The sequence below is a fragment of the Massilimicrobiota sp. mt181 genome (genome assembly GCF_055420065.1).
In genome coordinates, this window is record NZ_JBVAYN010000014.1 from 12,305 (window position 1) to 34,352 (window position 22,048).

21 protein-coding genes, 2 tRNA genes and 1 pseudogene are annotated in these 22,048 nt (G+C 33.4%); 22 read left to right on the forward strand and 2 right to left on the reverse strand.

Annotated features, from left to right (window positions below):
- Nucleotides 1-15 precede the first annotated feature (15 nt).
- The 5 genes from ACZYT4_RS08940 (at nucleotide 16) to ACZYT4_RS08960 (ending at nucleotide 4,402) form a co-directional block, all read left to right on the forward strand.
- Entirely contained in the window at nucleotides 16-246 is a 231-nt protein-coding gene (locus ACZYT4_RS08940; RefSeq protein ID WP_087358165.1) for a hypothetical protein, read from the forward strand.
- Nucleotides 247-357: 111 nt separating this feature from the next.
- Nucleotides 358-1,317 (forward strand): AAA family ATPase, encoded by a 960-nt coding sequence (locus ACZYT4_RS08945; protein ID WP_463784823.1) that lies wholly within the window; start codon nucleotides 358-360, stop codon nucleotides 1,315-1,317.
- Nucleotides 1,318-1,511: 194 nt separating this feature from the next.
- Entirely contained in the window at nucleotides 1,512-2,759 is a 1,248-nt protein-coding gene (mobV, locus tag ACZYT4_RS08950; protein ID WP_463784824.1) for a MobV family relaxase, read from the forward strand.
- 1 nt (nucleotide 2,760) lies between these two features.
- Complete coding sequence (locus tag ACZYT4_RS08955) at nucleotides 2,761-4,092, forward strand: tyrosine-type recombinase/integrase (RefSeq protein ID WP_463784825.1); 1,332 nt, start codon at nucleotides 2,761-2,763, stop codon at nucleotides 4,090-4,092.
- 37 nt (nucleotides 4,093-4,129) lie between these two features.
- Nucleotides 4,130-4,402, forward strand: a complete 273-nt coding sequence (locus ACZYT4_RS08960; protein WP_463784826.1) for a DUF6809 family protein — start codon at nucleotides 4,130-4,132, stop codon at nucleotides 4,400-4,402.
- Nucleotides 4,403-4,581: 179 nt separating this feature from the next.
- Here the strand turns inward: ACZYT4_RS08960 and ACZYT4_RS08965 are convergent.
- Nucleotides 4,582-4,655: transfer RNA gene (locus ACZYT4_RS08965), tRNA-Gly, on the reverse strand.
- A 6-nt stretch (nucleotides 4,656-4,661) separates the two neighbouring features.
- Nucleotides 4,662-4,738, reverse strand: a tRNA-His gene (locus ACZYT4_RS08970).
- A gap of 193 nt (nucleotides 4,739-4,931) precedes the next feature.
- Between ACZYT4_RS08970 and ACZYT4_RS08975 the strand changes: the two genes are divergently transcribed.
- The 17 genes and pseudogenes from ACZYT4_RS08975 to dnaG all read left to right on the forward strand — a co-directional run bounded on the left by ACZYT4_RS08975 (nucleotide 4,932) and on the right by dnaG (nucleotide 22,043).
- Nucleotides 4,932-5,222 (forward strand): hypothetical protein, encoded by a 291-nt coding sequence (locus ACZYT4_RS08975; protein ID WP_463784828.1) that lies wholly within the window; start codon nucleotides 4,932-4,934, stop codon nucleotides 5,220-5,222.
- 89 nt (nucleotides 5,223-5,311) lie between these two features.
- Nucleotides 5,312-5,527 carry a hypothetical protein gene (locus tag ACZYT4_RS08980; protein ID WP_463784830.1) on the forward strand — a complete coding sequence of 72 codons (216 nt, stop codon included), beginning with the start codon at nucleotides 5,312-5,314 and terminating at the stop codon, nucleotides 5,525-5,527.
- A gap of 18 nt (nucleotides 5,528-5,545) precedes the next feature.
- Nucleotides 5,546-6,421 (forward strand): annotated as a pseudogene (locus ACZYT4_RS08985) (KamA family radical SAM protein); the annotation flags it as partial.
- A 109-nt stretch (nucleotides 6,422-6,530) separates the two neighbouring features.
- Nucleotides 6,531-7,343 (forward strand): LppM family (lipo)protein, encoded by an 813-nt coding sequence (locus ACZYT4_RS08990; RefSeq protein ID WP_463784832.1) that lies wholly within the window; start codon nucleotides 6,531-6,533, stop codon nucleotides 7,341-7,343.
- Between the two features lie 209 nt (nucleotides 7,344-7,552).
- Nucleotides 7,553-8,395 (forward strand): diaminopimelate epimerase, encoded by an 843-nt coding sequence (dapF, locus tag ACZYT4_RS08995; RefSeq protein WP_463784835.1) that lies wholly within the window; start codon nucleotides 7,553-7,555, stop codon nucleotides 8,393-8,395.
- Nucleotides 8,388-9,092: a 2,3,4,5-tetrahydropyridine-2,6-dicarboxylate N-acetyltransferase gene (dapD, locus tag ACZYT4_RS09000; protein ID WP_463784836.1), complete on the forward strand. Its 705-nt coding sequence runs from the start codon at nucleotides 8,388-8,390 to the stop codon at nucleotides 9,090-9,092. Before dapF ends, dapD begins: the two co-directional genes overlap by 8 nt.
- A 10-nt stretch (nucleotides 9,093-9,102) precedes the next feature.
- Nucleotides 9,103-10,224, forward strand: coding sequence for a M20 metallopeptidase family protein (locus ACZYT4_RS09005; protein WP_463784838.1), 1,122 nt, complete (start codon nucleotides 9,103-9,105; stop codon nucleotides 10,222-10,224).
- 3 nt (nucleotides 10,225-10,227) lie between these two features.
- A complete protein-coding gene (locus ACZYT4_RS09010; protein ID WP_463784840.1) occupies nucleotides 10,228-11,412 on the forward strand; it encodes an aspartate aminotransferase family protein in 1,185 nt (394 codons plus the stop codon).
- 55 nt (nucleotides 11,413-11,467) lie between these two features.
- The gene (locus ACZYT4_RS09015; protein ID WP_463784841.1) at nucleotides 11,468-13,501 is read left to right on the forward strand and encodes a peptidase domain-containing ABC transporter; all 2,034 of its coding nucleotides are present in this window, start codon (nucleotides 11,468-11,470) and stop codon (nucleotides 13,499-13,501) included.
- Nucleotides 13,502-13,505: 4 nt separating this feature from the next.
- On the forward strand, nucleotides 13,506-13,967 hold the full coding sequence (ybeY, locus tag ACZYT4_RS09020; protein ID WP_463784845.1) for an rRNA maturation RNase YbeY: 462 nt from the start codon (nucleotides 13,506-13,508) through the stop codon (nucleotides 13,965-13,967).
- Between the two features lie 4 nt (nucleotides 13,968-13,971).
- A complete protein-coding gene (cdd, locus tag ACZYT4_RS09025; protein WP_463784847.1) occupies nucleotides 13,972-14,367 on the forward strand; it encodes a cytidine deaminase in 396 nt (131 codons plus the stop codon).
- The gene (gene era, locus ACZYT4_RS09030; RefSeq protein WP_463784848.1) at nucleotides 14,364-15,260 is read left to right on the forward strand and encodes a GTPase Era; all 897 of its coding nucleotides are present in this window, start codon (nucleotides 14,364-14,366) and stop codon (nucleotides 15,258-15,260) included. Before cdd ends, era begins: the two co-directional genes overlap by 4 nt.
- Nucleotides 15,238-15,978, forward strand: a complete 741-nt coding sequence (gene recO / locus ACZYT4_RS09035; RefSeq protein ID WP_463784850.1) for a DNA repair protein RecO — start codon at nucleotides 15,238-15,240, stop codon at nucleotides 15,976-15,978. Before era ends, recO begins: the two co-directional genes overlap by 23 nt.
- A 70-nt stretch (nucleotides 15,979-16,048) precedes the next feature.
- Nucleotides 16,049-17,863: a YgiQ family radical SAM protein gene (locus ACZYT4_RS09040; RefSeq protein ID WP_463784851.1), complete on the forward strand. Its 1,815-nt coding sequence runs from the start codon at nucleotides 16,049-16,051 to the stop codon at nucleotides 17,861-17,863.
- A gap of 1 nt (nucleotide 17,864) precedes the next feature.
- Nucleotides 17,865-18,779: an alpha/beta fold hydrolase gene (locus tag ACZYT4_RS09045; protein ID WP_463784853.1), complete on the forward strand. Its 915-nt coding sequence runs from the start codon at nucleotides 17,865-17,867 to the stop codon at nucleotides 18,777-18,779.
- Between the two features lie 135 nt (nucleotides 18,780-18,914).
- Nucleotides 18,915-20,285 (forward strand): glycine--tRNA ligase, encoded by a 1,371-nt coding sequence (locus ACZYT4_RS09050; protein WP_463784855.1) that lies wholly within the window; start codon nucleotides 18,915-18,917, stop codon nucleotides 20,283-20,285.
- A 15-nt stretch (nucleotides 20,286-20,300) separates the two neighbouring features.
- Entirely contained in the window at nucleotides 20,301-22,043 is a 1,743-nt protein-coding gene (gene dnaG / locus ACZYT4_RS09055) for a DNA primase (protein WP_463784857.1), read from the forward strand.
- Nucleotides 22,044-22,048: the final 5 nt, after the last annotated feature.

Consider the following 22,048-nt stretch of genomic DNA (forward strand, 5'->3'; position numbering starts at 1 on the left):
GGCAGGTGAAAACATATGGAAATTAGACAAAAATTTTGTACGTATCAGGAACTCGCAGATGCCGTTGGGTGTAGTTATCAACAGATTGCTAAAGTTCATGCAAAACGCATCATTGAATTGTTTGGCATTGATAAAAATAGACTTCCTAAAGCAGGATTACTTCCTATTGAAGCATGTGAACAATACTTTGATGTGACTCATCCTATTGAGAAAAGAAAAGAATCATTCATTCCAACCGCCAAGTAAGAATATGAATGATTCCTATTAAAGAAACATATTTTTATATGCTCTTTTCTCTTAAAGTATATCAAAGAATATGTTTCTTTTCAAACAAATTTGAAAGGAATAAAGTCAGATATGAATCATAAACTTTACTCGCAAAGTGAATTATTAAATACTCATTTTGAAAATAAACAAGACGATATTCTTGAAGGATTGCTTAAAGTAGGACTGTATATATTTGCCGGTACAAGTAAAATTGGAAAATCTCTATTAACTACCAGTTTAGCTAATGCTGTTGCCAATGGAGAACCATTTTTAAGCAAGAAAACCAAGAAAGGACTTGTTTTATATTTTGATAATGATAATTATGATTTTGAAGCAAAATCAAGGATTAAAGCACAACGATTTAAAGAAAATGATAATGTTCTCTATAATTTTGATGATTCCGGTAGTTTATATGACATCAAAGAATTTATCATGCATTTTCCAAGAATCAACGAAGTGAGTTTGATTATCATAGATTGCTTAGCGAATCTCTATGAATTTAGTGATGTTGATAATTTTAGTGAGAATTATGCAATGATTAAAGAATTTAGAGATTTTATTGTTAATAAGAATTTATGTTGTGTTTTAACTCACCACACAAAAAAGGGAAAAGCCAAATTGCAAGATAGTGTTTTAGGTTCAAAATCGTTAACTTCAGCAACGACAGGAACTATCATCATTGAAACGGAAAATGAATTTAGTACGACAGGTACATTAAATTTTATCTTACGTTCACGCAAAGAAAAAATACCTATCAAAAAGGATGAGCATAATATTAATTGGGTTTTTAATGATAGTGATGATGGTGATGAATTTATTGATCCAAATGTATTGCTGATTATTAAAGCTTTAGCTATCAATGAATCTCATTGTATGAAAGATAACTGTCAGACACTAACTGCTAAAATGAATTTAACTATTAATCCTAAAGGTCTTTATAGATTTCTTGTGAAAAACAAGACGATACTTGATGAAAATCATATCTATTTTTCAAAAGAAAGAAATGGACATGAAAGATTAATAAAATTAGAATTTTCCCCTGAAAAATGACACTTATGACACTTTATGGTGCGTACAGTAAAGTGTCATTGTGTCACAAAACAAGAACATTGAAAATAAAATATGAAGCCTATCGGCAATCTTTGAAAAGAAAGACCAAAACTTTGGTCTAGCAAGCTATACCAAAATGCTAAAGCTTTTTGGAAACTTGCCCTGCCGGGGGCTTTTGGAAAGGATGAAATCATATGGCTCATGCCCAAAAGATAAAGAAGCAAGGTGTCATTGGATTGGTTATCCATTGTGAAAGACGAGAGGGCTGTGAATTGTCTAATCAGGATATAGATAAAAGTAGAACCCATCTTAATTATAATTTGGCATGTGATATTCAACCGATGAAACCTGAACAGTTTTTAAAGAAAAGAATAAGTGAAGTCAAACACCTGAAAAGAGATGATATTATTTATATGGTGGATTGGATTGTGACACTTCCTAAAGATGTTCCACAAGAAGATCAAGAGAAGTTTTTTGAATTGACTTTTCAATTTCTCACCCAAAAATATAATCAAAAGAATGTTGTCAGTGCTTGGGTGCATAATGATGAAACAACACCACATATACATTTCTCATTTATACCAGTTGTAGAAATAGATGGAGTTGAAAGATTGAAATGCAAGGATATTCTAACAAAGAAAGAACTCAAGCGATTTCACCCAGATTTAGGAGCATATCTTGAACAAGCCTTAGGTTATATGCCTTCCATCCAAAATAACGCTACAATCAACGGAAATCGCACAATAAAGGAACTAAAACAACAAGAAGATTTAAGTTTTAAAAAGAGTTTAGAAAATATTCACAAGCACAAAGAAGCAACTCAAAAAATCATTGATGAAGCTAATCATATTGATTACAATCCATCCGGACTGTTGGAAAAGACAAGAACACTTAAGAAATGTAATCAGATTATTGATGGACTTAAGCATAGCCTAAATCAATACCAAAAAGAGGTTTTAGGTTTAACACATCTTGTAACAACTCAAAAAGAAGAACTAGACATGTATAGATCTATGCCTTTAGCAAAACAACTTAAACAAAAGGAAGAAGTGATTCATAATTTGCATTCATCAATTCATCATCTTGAACAGAGAATATCTTATGAAGAAAATCAATTTCAAAGATTGAGAGAAAATTATGATGAACTAGAAAAGAAAAACGATTGTCTTAAAGAAAATGTAAATCTATATAAACAATTTATTTCTTTGTTAGGATTGGATAAAATATTTAGACGTTTCAAGCAAATGTTCCAAAAAGAACATAATACTATTAATGCCTATGATTTAAAAGAGTTATGTCAAAAAGCTCAAAATGCCATGACAAGAGTCTTATCTTCGTTAAAGGAAAAGATACATTATTTTGAAGAAAAACATCCACATGAATCATTAGATATAACAATACAGCCAAAGAATGATCGACAGTATCGTGATATGGAGCTTTAAAATGGCAGTATATAAAAATAAATATGGTTTATGGTCGATAAGATTTAAATATAAAGATAATGATAATAAATGGCAACAGAAAAACGCATATGGAGGAAAAAGTGGTTTTGGAACAAAAAAAGAAGCGTTAGAAAAAGAAATAGAAGTCAAATATGATATGGAAAGAAAACTGTTAAAACCTCAACAAAAAAATAATCAAAAAACACTGGGAGAGGTTATTGATGAGGTTATTTTAGATTGTCAGTATTATATGAAAGAAACTTCTATAAAAACAACCAAACAGGCATTACAACACGCTAAAAGTTTGTTTGATAAACCTATTGTGAGTATTACTCCACAAGATTTAAGACAGATTATTCTTTCATTAGAAAGGAAAAATTTAAGTGTTGGTACAATTGATAAAATATATTATAAACTTAACCTTGTCTTTAAATATGCTTTAGAAAATGAATATATTCAAACAAATCCCTTAAGAAAAGTACGAAGAATTAAAAAGCCTGATGAGTTAGATAAAAACAATTATAATATATGGAAACTTTCAGAGTTTCAAGAGTTTATCTACAATGTGAAAGAGCCTTTATACTATACATTATTCTCCTTGCTTTATTATACAGGTATGCGACGTGGTGAAGCTTTATCATTACAATGGAAACATATTGATTTGAATAAGGGAACAATTGATATTAAACAGACTCTATCTAATATTCATTCCGTCAAAGAAGAAGTCTTAACACCACCAAAGACAAAAAATTCAACACGATTAATTTGTATACCTCAAATTCTTATTAATATATTAAAGAAATGGTATCAGACGGAAAGCCAAAAAATCGGTTTTAGTCAAGAATCCTATGTTTTTGGTTTTATTTATCCGCTTGCTCGAAATACAGTTCATAATCAATTTAGAAAACATTTAAGAATTGGTTCTAAAGGATATGGATATACGTATGCTTCTTGTTTAAGTGGAAAAATTGAAATTGGTGCAACTGTGATGTTGGATGGAAAGGTTTATTATAATGAAGAAAAAAAGGGTGGATATAAGGAATGGAAAATACATGTTAGAATTAAAGACATTATTGATAATCCATATGGATTGAATTATATTGTAGAAATTGCTTTACCGTATTTACGTATACATGATTTAAGACATAGTTGTGTATCTTTAATGGTTAATAATGTCAAAACTCAACAATCTCTAGTTGCAATGGCTTATCATTTTGGACACAGTGTTGAAACCATGCTGAACACATACTCTCATTTATTTACTGAAACCGAGCAGGCTCTTATTCAGGAGTTTGATCAGATCATTGAATATCAATCAACCTCTACCCATTAGGATAGAGGTTGATTATAAAGATGGGAGGAAATATATGATGAATGATTTTATAAAAGATTTATTTTTTGGAAGATTTATACCTAGTGAAAAAGAATTACCTTATACAAAAGAATATCAGAAAACATTAAAGCATAATGAGGATGTCATCAATCGAGCATTACAGATCATGAATGAAAAACATATTAGCAATGCTGAAAAGATAATTGATGACATTATAAATTCGTGGATAGATGTTGATAACTTTGCTGTTCTTAATGCTTTTGAAGATGGTATAAAACTTGGATTAGAATTAGGAAGATTGATAAAATAAAATTATTTGGTGGTTTTTTGGTGGTTTTATATTTAAAAATATAAAAAAATCTATACTCTTGAGGAAAGTATAGAAACAATTTTGAAACCAAATGGACTAATAAAACAAAAAATATTGATATAAATTTTGTGTTTGAAAACACAAAAAAAGCCCTTAAAATAAGGACTTTACTGTTTCAATGGAGCGGGTGATGGGAATCGAACCCACGTAGTCAGCTTGGAAGGCTGAAGTTCTACCATTGAACTACACCCGCATACTCTGGGGCGGTCGATGGGAATCGAACCCACGAAATGCCGGAGCCACAATCCGGTGCGTTAACCACTTCGCCACGACCGCCATATCGGTATACCTCGATTAGGCAAATACGATTATATAAGATTTTCAATCATTTGTAAAGTCCTTTTTTTATTTTTTATAAATAATCATAGTTATAGCTATATTGATAAGTATTTTGGTATTTACACAATTTTAACATAATATCCACAGCATGTTCTTATCTTTTGTTTAAATTTGTAATGGGAGTGGTATGATGAATTTAAGAGTTTATCGAAAAGTGATGAGAATTTTATTTGTCATTATAGGCATATTGATGATTATTTTAAGTGCTATTGTTGCAACTGGTGATTTTGAATTTTATGATGGATTGGTACATTGGATTATTTATATTCTATTAACGATGAATGCAGTTATTTTGATATCGTTGTTTTTGCTTTGGCGTTGTCCATATTGTGGAGCCATGTTAGGGCGTATGACTTTCTTTGAGTCTGAACTCTATTGTCAATGTTGTGGACAACAGATTATCAAAGATAAAAAAGAATAAAAATTGTTCAAATTGAAGAAATATTTTCATTTTAGAATAATTGTATACGCTTTCTTTTTGTTGAGATTGTGAGAGAAGAAGATGATAAAATGACTTGGCAAGAAGAACTTAAAAAGAGTATAACAAATATAGATCAATTAGCAGAAATTCTTCATTTATCAAATGAACAAAAAGAACAATATGAAGCTGTGATTGAACGTTTTCCAATGATGATTACACCGTATTATCTATCCCTTGTAGATACGAACAATCCCCATGATCCGATTGGAAAAATGTGTATTCCTTCTTTAGATGAGTTTAATTAGGAAGGTTCTTTTGATACGAGTGGTGAAGCAACAAATACCAAAATGGATGGTCTTCAACATAAGTATCAGCAGACAATTCTTTTGCTTCCAACGAATCAATGTGCTATGTATTGTCGCCACTGTTTTAGAAAACGTATGGTTGGATATTCTGAAAAGGAATTGAATAAACGTGTTGATGAGGCAGTGGATTATGTGAAAACACATCATGAAGTCACAAATGTTTTGATTTCTGGTGGTGATGCATTTATGAATCCAAATCATATTATTCAGCGTTATCTTGAGGAATTGACAGCAATTGATCATTTGGATTTTATTCGTTTTGGAACACGTGTTCCTGTGACTTTTCCTAAGCGTATATATGATGATGTGGAGTTATTAGATTTACTAACAAAATACACTTCAAAGAAAATGATTTATGTTGTGACACAGTTTAATCATCCGCGTGAAATTACATCTGAATCTATACGTGCTATTTTGGAATTACAAAAACGTGGCATTCAAGTTCGTAATCAGACTGTTTTAATGCGAGGTGTTAATGATCAGGGAAAAGTCTTAGGTGAACTGTTATCAGGATTGACACGTATTGGTGTGATTCCTTATTATATTTTCCAATGTCGTCCTGTGACAGGAGTCAAAGGGCATTTTCAGGTGCCTATTTGCGAAGGTATTCGCATTGTGGATGAAGCAAAATCTTATCAGAATGGATTTGGTAAGGCTGTACGTTATGCAATGAGTCATCCTTTAGGAAAGATAGAGATTATTGGTGAATTGAATTCACAGGAAGTGATTTTTAAATTTCATCAAAATAAATATGCTGATGACAGTGCTAGAATTTTTATAAGAAAGCTTTCTGAAACGGATACTTGGCTTGATGATGAACTACAAGGATTCTAAGATTGACAAACAATGAAGTTTGTCGATTTTTTGTTTTTTTGATAAATCAATGTCTATCATAAATGAAATATGATACAATAAAGTATATAAGGGAAAGGAGACATTATTTATGAAAAAGGTATTGAGAGGATTGTCAATACTATTGGCTGTTATAGTTTTGACAGGCTGCATGAAAATGAATGTCAATCTGGAAATTCATGCTGATAAAAGCATGACAGGGTCTATGAAGCTGTTGATGGAAGAGTCAATGCTAACTGCAACTGGGACAACAAAAGATGATATGGTTAGTCAGCTGACAGAACAGCTGCAAGCAACTGAAGGTATGGAGAATGCGAAGATTACAGGCGTTGAAGAAAGTATTGATAATGCGACATGGGTTGGTGTTCAGGTTGATGGGTTGAATTCAACGGCTGAGGAAATGCAGGCTTCCATCACTGAAGAAACGGTAGATGGAAAAGATTGCCTTGTTTTACGTTTGCCACTAGATGATTTGAAACAACAGATGGATACAGAATCAGCAACAATGGCTGGATATTCCGTTGATAAACTTAAAAATTTAGGTATTGAAATGACAATGACTATTAAAATGCCAGGTAATGCAACATCTAATGTAGGAACTGTTGATGGACAGAATGTCACAATTGATCTTTTGGATTTATCAGCCAATGGAAGCAATGTTGATGAGTTGGTGATCTCGTCACCAAAATCAGTAGGTATGGATATGACATTTGTTTATATTGGTATCGCTGTTTTGGCTATCATTGCTGTGATTGCTATTATGTTGAAAAATAAAAAGAAAACTGATTCAAATATTTCTCATGATCAAATCGAAGAACATGCAACACCTCAACAAGAAACATCAACAATAGATAATAACGAAAACACAGAAACAGAAGATCATTCAGATGAAAATAACGGCTAAGGCCGTTATTTTTACATGTTTTAATAAGACATATGATAGTGAATGATCATTAAAAGAAGAATAATAATTAATATAGATAAAGTCTGATTGATTTTTTTGAACATGTATTTCATAGTCTCACCTTTTTTAATATATGCAATTCGATGAAAAGACTTTTCATTATATCAAAAAAATGTTAATATATTTCAAAAAGATGAGGTGGGGAAATAATGAAATTTACAAAAATGGAAGGTCTGGGAAATGATTACATTTATGTTGACGGAATTCATCAACAGGTTCCAATGACACCGGATTTTATTTCTCATATCAGTGATCGACATTTTGGTATTGGTAGTGATGGTATGATTGTGATTTTACCTTCACAGCATCATGATTTTCAAATGCGTATGTTTAATCGAGATGGCAGTGAGGGAAAGATGTGTGGAAATGGCATTCGCTGTTTTGCTAAATTTGTATACGATCATGCTTTGACTGATAAAACTTATCTGGAAATTGAAACATTAGGTGGTTTAAAAAAAGTATGGCTTCGTGTTGACAATGGGCAGGTCCAATCTGTAAAAGTCGATATGGGAGAGCCTATTTTAGATGTTTTACAGATACCTTGTCTTTTTTCGAAAGAACAGATGGTGAATGAACCATTAAAGATAGCTGGTCACATTTATGATTGTACAGCAGTTTCTATGGGAAATCCCCATGTCGTCACATATGTGGATCATCTTGATTTTGCGATTGAAGAGATTGGTCCTCATTTTGAAAAAAGTGATTTGTTTCCTGAATCTGTGAATACAGAATTTGTTCAGGTGATTGACCGTCAGCATTTGAAAATGCGTGTCTGGGAAAGAGGTTCAGGGGAAACGATGGCATGTGGCACAGGTGCCTGTGCAGTGATGTATGCAAGTTATATTAATAATTTGTGTGATGCCAAAGTACAAGTTGAACTGCTGGGAGGAACTTTGGATATTTGTTTTGAAGATGGTCGTATTTTTATGGAAGGACCAGCTAGAACTGTTTTTGAAGGAATAATCAATGAGGAGGATTTTGAAAATGTATAGTACCGCACAAGAAATTATTCAATATATTAGAGATGCGAAGAAACAGACACCTGTAAAGGTTTATGTCAATGGACATGATTTGCCAACAGATGAGTCTATCAAAGTCTTTGGGACAGAAACAAGTCGTGTTTTAATTGGTGATTTAGATGATGTTCAAAAATATTTAGAAGCTCATCAAGATAAAATTACAGAAACTTATTTAGAACAGGATCGTCGTAACAGTGCGATTCCAATGTTAGATATGCGTAACATCAATGCACGTATTGAACCAGGTGCTTTTATTCGTGAAAATGTCACAATTGAAGATAATGCAGTTATTATGATGGGTGCTGTCATTAATATTGGAGCCAAAATTGGTGAAGGATCTATGATTGATATGGGTGCCGTTTTAGGTGGACGTGCTGAAGTTGGAAAACATTGTCATGTTGGAGCAGGAGCAGTCTTAGCAGGGGTTATTGAACCACCTAGTGCTAAACCTGTTGTTTTAGAAGATGATGTTTTAATTGGTGCCAATGCTGTTGTTGTGGAAGGTGTGCGCATTGGTAAAGGTGCTGTTGTTGGGGCAGGAAGTATTGTCTTAAATGATGTTCCTGCTGGTGCTGTTGTAGCTGGAAACCCTGCACGTATTATCAAAGAAGAAAAAACTGAAGAAACAAAAGAAAAAACACAGTTAATGGATGATTTAAGAAAAATTTAAGGTGAGAGTTATGGATGAACTCAAAAAATGGAGAAGGAATTTACATCAAATTCCTGAATTAGGCTTAAAAGAATATCAAACAGCACAGTATTTACGTCATGAATTAGAAAAGATGGGTTATCAATGGGAAAGTGTTGTGGAAACAGGAACATATGTCTATATTGATTATGGTTGTCCATCTACAATTGCATTTCGTAGTGATATTGATGCTTTGCCTATAGAAGAACATAATCAGGTTGATTTTGTGTCTCGTCATCCTGGCTATATGCATGCCTGTGGGCATGATGGTCATATGAGTGCTTTGTTGGGATTGGCGAAACGTTTAAAAGAATCGACATATGCTTTTCGTTATAATATTCTTTTACTTTTTCAACCTGCTGAGGAATCACCTGGTGCTGCCAAACTCGTTGTGGAATCAGGTATTTTTGAAAAATATCATGTTAAAGCGATTTTTGGGATGCATTTGATGCCACAGATTCCAGAAGGTTACATTGCCTGTAAAAGTGGTCCTTTAATGGCCATGTGTGGTGAAATGGATGTCACGATTCAAGGACGTGGAGCGCATGCTGGATTGCCACAGGATGGTGTCGATAGTATTATGATTGCTCATCATGCCTATATGCAATATCAGACAATGATTTCAAGGCATATTTCACCATTTGCGCCTGTTGTTTTCAATATTGGACAAATTCAAGGTGGAACGGCACGTAATAGTGTTGCAACGCAAACTCAAATGCATGGGACACTACGTTGTTATGATGAGGCTCTTTTTCATCAAATAACTAATGAAATTCAGGCTATTCATGATGGATTGATGAAAACTTATGACTGTCAAATTGAGTGGAGTTGTCCACCAATGTATCCACCTGTCATCAATCATCCTGAACTTTATTTACAGTGGAAAGAGCTAGCAGCTCAAACACGTTTTATTGAACTGCAAGAGCCATTGATGTTGGCTGAAGATTTTGCTTTTTATCAGAAAGCTCTACCAGGAATTTTCTTTTTCCTAGGAACGGGCTGTGATGAATATCAGAGTGGATTACATACGGAAACTTTTAATTTTCATGAAGAGGTTCTACAAGTTGCAGTGGATTTGTATGAACAGATAGCAATGCATATAAAGGGGGTATAAAATATGGAAGATTGGTATGCAAGAGGGGAAAAAGCTTTTTTAAAGGCTTATGGACGTTATGATGTTGTCTTAGAAAAAGGTGAAGGTGTTTATTTATATGATACACAAGGACGTGCATATCTGGATTTTTATTCAGGAATTGGTGTCAATTCTTTAGGATATGGTTATCCAGATTATGTCAAGGCTCTCCAACAACAGGTTGCAACTTTGATGCACGTGTCTAATTATTTTTATACTCCAGTAGCAATTGAGGCTGCTGAAGCGGTGAAAAAAGCCACACAGCTGGAGGGTGTTTTCTTCTGTAATTCAGGAACGGAAGCGACAGAAGGTGCTTTAAAATTAGCAAGAAAATACTATTATTTAAAACATGGAAAAGCTGATAGTGAAATTATTTCTTTCCGTCATTCTTTTCACGGACGTTCTACTGGTTCTGTGAAATTAACAGGAAATCCTGCTTATCAGGAAGCTTTTGGTCCATTGATTGAAGGTGTTCGCTATGCTGATTTGAATGATATTGAAAGTGTCAAAAGCTTAATCAATGAAAGAACAGCTGCTATTATTGTTGAACCTGTTCAAGGAGAAGGCGGTGTTTATCCATGTGATAAAACTTTCATGAAGCAGTTAAGAGCACTTTGTGATGAACATGATATCTGCTTGATTTTAGATGAAGTGCAATGTGGTATGGGTCGTACAGGAACTATTATGACTTATTTCCAATACGATATCTTACCTGATATTGTCTGTCTGGCTAAAGGCATTGGTTGTGGGATTCCCGTAGGAGCATTTGTTGCTAATGAAAAATGGGCAGCAGCGATGCAACCAGGAGATCATGGAAGTACCTATGGTGGAAATCCATTAGCTTGTGCAGCAGTGAAAACAGTTTTTGATATTTTAGAGAAAGATCATATATTAGCTCATGTTCAGGATGTTTCACAATATTTGATTCAATGTCTTGATGAACTTGTAGATGAGTTTGACAATGTTGTAGAACATCGTGGTTTAGGTTTAATGCAGGGACTTGTTTTAAAAACAGAAGCAAAACCTGTTGTTAAAGAATTGTTAAATGAAGGTGTTATTGTCGTCACTGCAGGAAGCAATGTTGTACGTATGTTACCACCATTGATTATTGAAAAAGAACATGTGGATGAATTGATGACAAAATTAAGAAAAGTTTTGAAAAAATCATAATAAAAAAAGAAAACCTCTTGACTTTTTGCGTATATAGAAGTAAGGAGGTTTTTCTATGCATAAATATCCAATAGAATTACAGGATGAAGAAAAAGCGTGTGGGGCCTATTGTATTGATATGATTTTAAAGTATTATCATTTTCATGATGAAATAAAAAATATTAAGAAGAAGGCCAGATTAAGTCAAAATGGTATAACCATTAAAGGAATGATTGAGTGTTTGAAAAGTTATCAGATTGAGGCCAAAGCCTATGAAGCTACTTTGGAAGATATTGCTAAAGAGGTACAGTGCCCATGTATTTTATTTATGGTTTATGATGGTTTGGGACATTTTGTTGTTTTGTATGAAATCAAAGATGATGAATATACGATTGGAGATCCTGCCAAAGGGCTTGTCACCATGTATCAGGAAGAAGTAGCAGAACATTATGGACAAAGGGTAATTGTAATTAAGCATGTCGGTCGTGTTCCACAATTACAATATAAAAGTTATTTACAGTTTTTAAAAGACATGTTTTTGGCTTATCAAAAGTATATGATATCACTTATTTTGAAAGGATTGTGGATAGCAATTATTGGTTATGGTAGCAGTTATTTCTTTCAGGTTTTTATTGATTATATGAATACGGAGACTTCGTTTTTCTATATGGTGACTCTTTCAGTAGCTTATTGTGTGATTGAATGTATGCGTACTTATTTATCAAAGCTCAAGATGACGGAAATGATTCATCTTCAAAGAGCGATGGATGAAGATTATGTCTTCCAATCATTCATGAATATGTTAAAGCAATCAGATCATTTTTTTCATCAGGAACATGGTGTGATTCAAAGTCAATTAATGAGTCTTTTTGATTTGGTTCAAATGAGTCTTGAGTGCTTTGAAAGATTTTTTCTCGATGGTTTATTTGTTGTGGTTTTGCTAGTGGGAATGCTGATATTTAATATTTGGATGACGATGATTGTGATCATTGCATTACTGGTTGTCGGCATTATGAGTTATTGTCGTTTAAAAAAATTTCAGTTTATTCATAAGAATTATTTGGAAGCTCATTTTACCTTACAGCATCATTTATTAGAATTGATTGATAATCATTTTTTGATTCGCTGTTTTGGATTGTTTCAAAAACAGCGTGAAAGAAGTTATCATATTTATTTGGATGAAGCTTTGCAAAAAGAAAAGCAGGATTTGTATTTGAATCAGTTTCAGGCTTCTATTCAGTATTTGATTTATGGATGTTATGGGATTGTTTTGATTTTAGGGTTTTATTTCTTTTCTCATCAACAATTGACAATGGGACAGTTAATTATGTTTTATATGCTGGTATCTTATTGTATTCAGCCCGTTTTAAATATTGTCACTTTGATAAGTCAATATAAGCAACTGGGAATTCTTTATGAGAAATATAAGAATTTTGAAGTCCATGAATCAGCATCCAAAGAGGAACTTATTCAGCCTATAACATCTCTATGTTTTGATCATGTCAGTTATGCCTATGGATATCAAATGCCAATATTGGAACGTATTGATCTCACAATTACTCAGCATCTTATGATTAAAGGAGCAACAGGTAGTGGGAAATCTACGCTTTTAAAATTATTGATGGGTGTTGACGAAAATTATCAGGGTGATATTTATATTAACCAGCAGGAGTTAAGAAGTATTGACCAGACATCTTTGCATCAGCATATAGGTTATTTGACGGAAACACCAACTTTTTTACATATGAGTTTAAGAGATAATTTTTTATGCCATGATGAAAAAAAGATTCTGAATTATCTCAAAGCTTTTGGTCAGGAGAATTTACAGGAATTATTCCATGTTGTTTTATCTGAAGATGGTTATCCTTTATCATTAGGACAAAGACAGGTTGTAGCCTTGATACGTCTGTTATGTCATGATTACGATGTTTTGATTTTAGATGAAGCTTTTTCCCATATGGATAATCGATTAGCAAATAAAATTCAGCGTTATCTTTTCAAAAATGATCAGGGAAAGATTTATATTATGGTCAGTCATCAAACAAAGTTAGTGAACAAGAATATCGATTGTGTTATAATGGAAAAAGGAAAAATAAAGGATAAAGGGTGAGAAGATGAGTATTGATTTTATGTATGAAGATGACAATCATTTATGTCAGGATAATTATGAAGAAATATTTACAAAAATTATTGAAACAACATTACGTCTTTTACAGATAGAGGATGATGTTGAATTATCATGTGTGATTGTGGACGATGAAAGAATTCATCAGATCAACCGTGAATATCGTCATATTGATCGTGCTACAGATGTCATCAGCTTTGCGTTAGAAGATAATGAACAATATTATGTGGAAGGTATGCCAAGAAGTTTAGGAGATATTTTTATTTCTTATGATCATGCCTGCCAGCAGGCTCAGGAATATGGACATTCTTTAAAACGTGAAATGTGCTTTTTAATGACACATGGTCTTCTCCATTTATTGGGTTATGATCATATGAATGAAGAAGAGGAAAAGGAAATGTTTTCTTTACAAAAAAAGATTTTAAATGAATTGGAAATAATGAGAGGGTAGGATTATGAATTATCAGGAATTAGTAGATGCAGCATTTGAAGCATCACAGAATGCTTATGTGCCTTATTCTCATTTTAAGGTTGGTGCATGTCTGCTGCTTAAAAATGGACAGAAAATTTATGGAACAAATATTGAAAATGCGGCTTACGGTTCAACGATGTGTGCTGAACGTAATGCTGTGTATCAGGCGTATTGCTTGGGCTATCGTCAGGATGATATTGTGGCTTTAGCCATTGTAGGAGATTGTTCACCTTTGATTTCACCTTGTGGAGCCTGTCGTCAGGTTTTATCTGAATTATTAAATCCATTGACACCTATTATTTTAGGGTGCAAAGATTATTATGAAGTCACAAATATGCAAGAATTAATGCCACGTGCATTTATAGGAGAGAGTTTATGACATTTAAATCAGGATTTGTAAGCATTGTTGGTCGTCCTAATGTTGGAAAATCAACATTATTAAACCATATTTTAAAAACAAAATTGGCCATTACATCATCAACAGCTCAAACAACACGTAATACAATTCAAGGTATTTATACAGATGATGAAGCACAGATTATTTTTATGGATACACCAGGTATCCATAAGCCTCAGGATGGTTTGGGGTCTTTTATGAATACCAATGCATTAAATAGTATTTATGGTGTCGATATTGTTTTACTGATAGCGCCAGCTAATGAAAAGATTGGAAGAGGAGATCGTTTCATCGTCAATCGTTTAAAAGAAGCTGATGGACCTGTTTATTTACTATTGAATAAGATTGATTTGCTTTCTAAAGATGAATTGGTTCAAAAGTTAAGTGAGTGGAAAGACATGTTTGATTTCAAGGAAATCATACCTATTAGTGCTTTAAATGGCGATAATATTGATCAGTTGATTAAATTGATTAAGGGAGATTTAAAAGAAGGTGTTATGTACTATCCTAAAGATCATATCACTGATCACCCCGAACGTTTTATTATGGCAGAATTTATCAGAGAAAAGATTTTATATTTTACGCATGAAGAAGTGCCACATAGTGTCGCGATTGTGATTGAAAGTATGGTAGAAGATGAAGATGGCGTTCATATTATGGCTGCCATTGTTGTGGATCGTCCAAGTCAAAAAGCGATACTGATTGGAAAGCAGGGAAGCATGATTAAAAAAATCAGACAAAATGCTCGTCGTGAAATGAAACGTTTCTTACAGACACCGGTCACATTGGAGCTGTTTGTGAAAGTGGAAAAGAACTGGCGTAATAAACAGAAATATCTAAGAGAGTTCGGTTATGATGAAAACGACTATTCATGAGGAAGTTGTTGAAGCAATTATTTTAAAGAAAACACCTTATAAAGAAAATGATATGATTTTACATGTCTATACATATGAATATGGAAAGATGAGTGTTTTAGCAAGAGGCATTAGAAAAGTGACAAGTAAAAATGCACGTGCTTGTCAGGATATGATGTTAAGTGAATTGACGATTCATTTAAAAAAAGGGTTGAGTACTTTAATTAAGGCTACACCTCTAGACTATTTTCGTCATATTAAGGAAAATTTGGAAAGTGAAATTGTCGGTAATTATGTTTTGGAATATTATTACCGCTATGTGGAGGAAAATCAGCCTTTGGAAAAAGAATATCAGATGCTCTATGGAGCTTTGCATGCTTTGGACTTAGGCTATTTACCTTTGATTGTATATCTTGTTTTTGATGTTTTCATCCTCGAACATAATGGTGTATCACTAGATGTTGAAGGATGTGTTCTTTGTCATTCTCCACAGGTTGTTTCGATTTCTTTGGAAGATGGAGGCTTTCTTTGCCAGCAACATTTAAATCAACATCAACCTTATTCAAAAGATGTTTTAAAAGCTTTTCGCCATATTCATAAAATCCCTATAACTTCGATTGAACATTTGCATATATCACCTGAAGCTATGCATGTTCTGGTTCCTTTAATGGAGGCATTTATTGAAGAATATACCGGGATTCAATTAAAAACATCACGTTTTATTCATCAAATTGTGTAGAATTTCTACACATTTTATTTTTATATCAAACAATTTAGTGTATAATATGAGCATATAAAGGGGAAATGATATGGGACAATTTTTACCAACAACACGAGAAGAAATGTTAGAAAGAGGCTGGGAACAACCAGATTTTGTTTATATCAGTGGTGATGCCTATGTGGATCATCCTTCATTTGGTGCTGCCATTATTACAAGAACTTTAGAAAGTCGCGGCTATAAGGTATGTTTTCTGGCACAGCCAAATTGGCGCAGTTTAGATGATTTTAAGCGTTTTGGAAAGCCAAGACTGGGATTTTTGATTTCCAGTGGCAATATTGATTCTATGGTGAATCACTATAGTGTTTCTAAAAAAAGACGTAAAAAAGACAGCTATTCTAATAATGGAGAAATGGGTCATCGTCCAGATCGTGCAGTGATTGTTTATAGTCAAAAAGTCAGAGAGGCTTATCATGATGCGACAATTCTGATTGGAGGCATTGAGGCAAGCTTAAGACGTTTGGCTCATTATGATTACTGGGATGATAAAGTCAGAAAGTCTATTCTGGTGGATGCCAATGCTGATTTATTAATGTATGGTATGGGAGAAAACAGCATTATAGAGATTGCTGAAGCATTGGATGCCGGTATTGATGTCCAGTATTTGACATATCTTGATGGAACTGTTTTTAAACAAAAAGATCTTTCAGCTATTTCTGAAGATTATATCATGTTGCCATCGTTTGAAGATATTTCTCATGATAAAAAGGCCTATGCCAAATCATTTGGTATTCAGTATCGCAATACGGATCATTATAATGCCAAAACACTTGTAGAACCTTATGAAGGTTTTTACGTTGTTCAAAATCGTCCTAATCGTCCATTGACACAAATGGAATTTGATGATACATATGCATTACCATATCAGCGTACATATCATCCTTCCTATGACTATATTCCTGCTATTGAAGAGGTGCGTTTTTCATTGATTAGCAATCGAGGATGCTTTGGAGCTTGTAATTTCTGCGCATTGAACTTTCATCAGGGACGTATTATTCAGGCACGTTCACATGAATCTTTGATAGAAGAAGCAAAGAAGATTATTCAAGAACCTGATTTTAAAGGGTATATTCATGATGTTGGTGGACCAACAGCGAATTTTAGATTTCCAAGTTGTGAAAAACAAAGTCAACATGGCGCTTGTCCAACAAGACAATGTTTGTGGCCAAAACCATGTCGTCAATTAAGAGTTGATCATAGCGATTATCTCTCTTTGCTTAAAAAACTTAGAAATTTAGAGGGTGTGAAAAAAGTTTTTGTTCGCTCTGGTATTCGTTATGATTATCTGATGTATGATCAGGATGATACTTTCTTTAAAGAACTCGTAGCCCATCATATCAGTGGACAACTTAAAGTTGCACCTGAACATATCAGTAATCAGGTCTTAGATAAAATGGGGAAGCCACATCGTGAACTTTATGAAGAATTTGTTGAAAAATATACCAAATTGAATCAGGAAATGCATAAAAACCAGTATCTTGTTCCTTATTTAATGTCATCCCATCCTGGTAGTGATTTAAATAGTGCGATTGAACTAGCAGAATATCTAAGAGATATTCATCATCAACCTGAACAGGTACAGGATTTTTATCCAACACCAGGAACTTTGTCAACTGCGATGTATTATACAGGATTAGACCCACGAGATATGAGTGAGGTCTATGTTGCGAAAACACCAAAAGAAAAAGCTATGCAACGTGCCTTGATGCAATATCGTCGCCCACAGAATTATCATTTGGTTTATGAAGCTTTGGTGCTTGCCAAAAGAACAGATTTGATAGGTTTTAATAAGAAATGTCTCATTAAACCTAAAGGACAATCTCGACCATTGAAAAGGAGGACATAATATGAAACGTACAGCCACATATACATCATCTATGCATATTAGTATTCGATATTATGTTTATGAACCAGAAGTGGTATTGCGTATCAAGGGTATTGTTCAGATTCATCATGGTTTGGGAGAGCATGCGGATCGCTATGAACATTTTGCTTCATTTTTGGCAGCTCGAGGATTTGTGGTTGTGGTCAGTGATTTTGCAGGACATGGACGTTCTTTAATTGATTTTGAACAGGGATATTTTGGAGAACATGATGGACCGATGCATTTGATTGAAGATATGCATCATTTACAAATGATTATCAGAGAAACTTATCCTGATTCGCCTTATTTCATGTTGGGTGTAGATTTGGGATCGGTTTTGATTCGCCAATATATGAGCGTTTTTGGTGATTTTATAGAAGGTGCTTTGTTATTGGGAACACCATCAAAAATTGATTTCTTTTATCTAAAAAAAGCTTATTTACGTTTATTGAAAATATGGAAAGGACCACTTCATAAAGCTCAGCAGTATTCACGATATGTTCGCCATCATTTAAATAAGCAGATTCATATGACCAAGGAGATGGATTGGTTAACGAGTGATGAACAAGAAAAAAGAAAATTCCTGGATGATCCTATGACACATTTTGTTTATACTGTTCAGGGATATCGTGACATTATTCATATGATTAAAGAAGTGAATACTGAAAAAGTGATTATGAATATACCGTCTTATCTTTCGTTATATATTGCAGTAGGAGAAGCAGATCCGATGTCTCAAAATATAAAAAGTTTAGTTGAAAAATATAAAAATGTTCCTATTCGTGATTTGACTTTTGAAATTTTTCCAAATCAGCGACATGCATTGTTATTTGAAAAAGATAAAAAGATAGTGTATAATCATATTTTAAAGTGGTTAAATGAAAGAACATATTTATAAGGTACACTTATAGTTGGTTGACAAATGACTACTATAAGGGTATAAATACGAAGTAAATATATAAATTGAAAGACTTGGCATTAGCTAGGTCTTTGCTATTTTATATAGCGATAATTAAGATAAAGGGGTAAAAGTATGGCAAGTAAAGATATGGATAAATTAATAGCTCATGCAAAAAATTCAGGATTTGTTTATCAGGGTTCTGAAATTTATGATGGGTTAGCCAATACCTGGGATTATGGTCCTTTAGGTGTGGAACTAAAAAATAATATTAAAAAATTATGGTGGAAACGTTTTATTCAGGAATCACCATATAATGTAGGATTAGATTCAGCAATCTTTATGAATCCTCGTGTCTGGGAAGCAAGTGGACATGTTGGAGGATTTAGTGATCCATTAATTGACTGTAAGCATTGTAAGACAAGACATCGTGCTGATAAGTTGATTGAAGAGTATGATCCTGATATCCATAGTGATGGATGGGAACCAGAAAAAATGATGACTTTTATTAGAGAACATCATATTAAATGCCCAAATTGTGGCAGTGAAGATTTTACAGATATTAGAGAATTTGAATTAATGTTTAAAACATATATGGGTGTTGTCAAAGATGCGAAAAGTGTTGTTTATTTACGTCCTGAGACAGCACAAGGTATTTTTGTTAATTTTAAAAATATTCAAAGAACTTCACGTAAAAAAGTACCATTTGGAATTGGACAGATTGGGAAATCTTTTAGAAATGAAATTACACCAGGTAACTTTATTTTTAGAACAAGAGAATTTGAACAAATGGAATTAGAGTTCTTTACAAAACCTGATACGGATTTAGAATGGTTCCATTACTGGAAAGAACAATGTATGCAGTTCTTATTAGATTTGGGATTAAAGAAAGAAAATTTAAGATTTAGAGATCATGAAAAAGAAGAATTATCGTTCTATTCAAAAGCAACAAGTGATATTGAATATCTTTACCCATTTGGTTGGGGAGAATTATGGGGTATCGCAGATCGTACAGATTATGATTTAGGTAGACATCAGGAATATTCAAAGAAAAATCTGGAATATTTAGATCCTGAAACAAATCAGAAATATTTACCATATGTTATCGAACCATCAGTAGGTGCAGATCGTTTATTCTTATCTGTTATTGCGGATGCTTATGATGAAGAAGCATTAGAAAAAGAAACACGTATTGTGATGCATTTGCATCCAGCATTAGCACCTGTTAAGGCTGCTATTCTTCCTTTGACAAAGAAACAAAGTGAAAAAGCAATGGACATTTATCAGATGCTTGCGAAAGAATTCAATGTTGAATACGATGTGGCTGGACAGATTGGAAAACGTTATCGTCGTCAGGATGCTATTGGAACACCATATTGTATTACTGTAGATTTCGACACCGAAAATGATCAATCTGTCACTTTAAGAGATCGCGATACAATGGAACAGATTCGTTTACCAATTGATGAATTGGTAGATTATATGACAAAGAAAATTCGTTTTTAATGGAGGTGGACATATATGGCACGTCTCTCACAAGAAAAGATTAATGAAATCAGACAGAGTGTTGATATTGTTGATGTGATTGGCGAATATCTTCCTTTAGAAAAAAAAGGGAGAAATTATGTGGCATTATGTCCTTTTCATGATGATACGCATCCATCAATGTCAATTTCACCAGATAAACAGATTTTCATGTGTTTTGTGTGTGGGACAGGAGGAAATGTTTTTACATTCCTGCAAAAATATTTAAAGATATCATACATAGAAGCAGTGAAAAAAGTTGCCGAAATTGGTCATATTGATTTGAGCGAATATCATCTTGATGTCGCTTCGGCACCTGTTTCTAAGAAAAATGCAGAGCTTTATCAGATGCACGAAGAAGCACAGAAAATATATAGTTATTATTTAAATACAAAGCTTGGTCTGGAAGCCAAAACTTATTTGATGAAACGTCATTTTTCAGATGAGTTAATCAAAGAGTTTCAGATTGGATATGCACCGCTCAATCAGACTTTATATCCAGCTTTTTCAAAACTTGGATTTAGTGAAATTGATATGGTGAAATCTGGCTTGGTGATTGAATCACGTCAGCATTTTGATCGCTTTCAAGATCGTATTATGTTCCCACTTTATAACCAGCAGGGCCAAGTGGTTGGATTTAGTGGACGTATTTATAAACCGACGCAAACGGATAGTAAATACATGAATTCACCAGAATCTGATATTTTCATCAAAGGTGAAACACTTTATCATTACCATCAATGTAAAGAAGCTGTCAAAGCAGCTGGTTTTGTCTATTTGCTGGAAGGGTTTATGGATGTTATTGCCATGTATAAAGCAGGTATTGAAAATACTGTTGCAATTATGGGAACGTCACTTACTAAGGGACATATTCAAGCTTTAAGACGTATTACCCATTCCATTCACTTATGTCTGGATGGAGATGCCCCTGGACAGGCGGCAATGGGGAAAGCAGCCAGAGAACTAGAAAAAGCTGGATTTCAGGTTTCTATCATTGTTTTGCCGGATAATCATGATCCTGATGAAATCTATGAGCAGCAGGGAAAAGATGGGCTGCTACAAGCTTTAAAAAAGACATTAAAACCTATTGAGTTTTTAATGGAATTTGAATATCAGAAAATTGATGCACATAATTATGATGACCGCAAAAGTTATCTTGAAAAGATGTGTTATGAAATTGCAAAAATCAAAGATTCTATCGATCAGGATTATTATATTCAGGTTCTATCCAAGCAATCTGGTTTCTCGACTGATTTGATTCATCAGCAAATTCATGGAATGCAGCCACAGTTTCATCAGGAAACTGTGAGGCCTAAAAAGAAGCCAGCACATTTGATGGATAAATACCAAAAAGCCGAACATGATTTATTATTTTATATGTTAAATCATAAAAATGTTGCATTGAAATATGAAGCCAAAGCTGGTTTTATGTACAATGATCAATATCGTATCATTGCTTCTTATATTATTGACTATTATCGTCATCATAATCATTTAGAAATTGCTGATTTGATTAATAGTATACAAAAAGAAGATTTGGTACAAACTGTGGTAGAAATTGCTCAATCATCATTACCTGAAAAATATGAAGAGCAAGCAATTGATGATTATATTGATACGATTGGAAAAAATGCAAAAAGAATGAAGAAAGAACAGTTATTAGAACAATTTCGTTATATCTTAGATCCAAAGCAAAAAGCTCAGATTTTAGATGAAATTGTCAAATTAGGAGGTCAATAGAGACA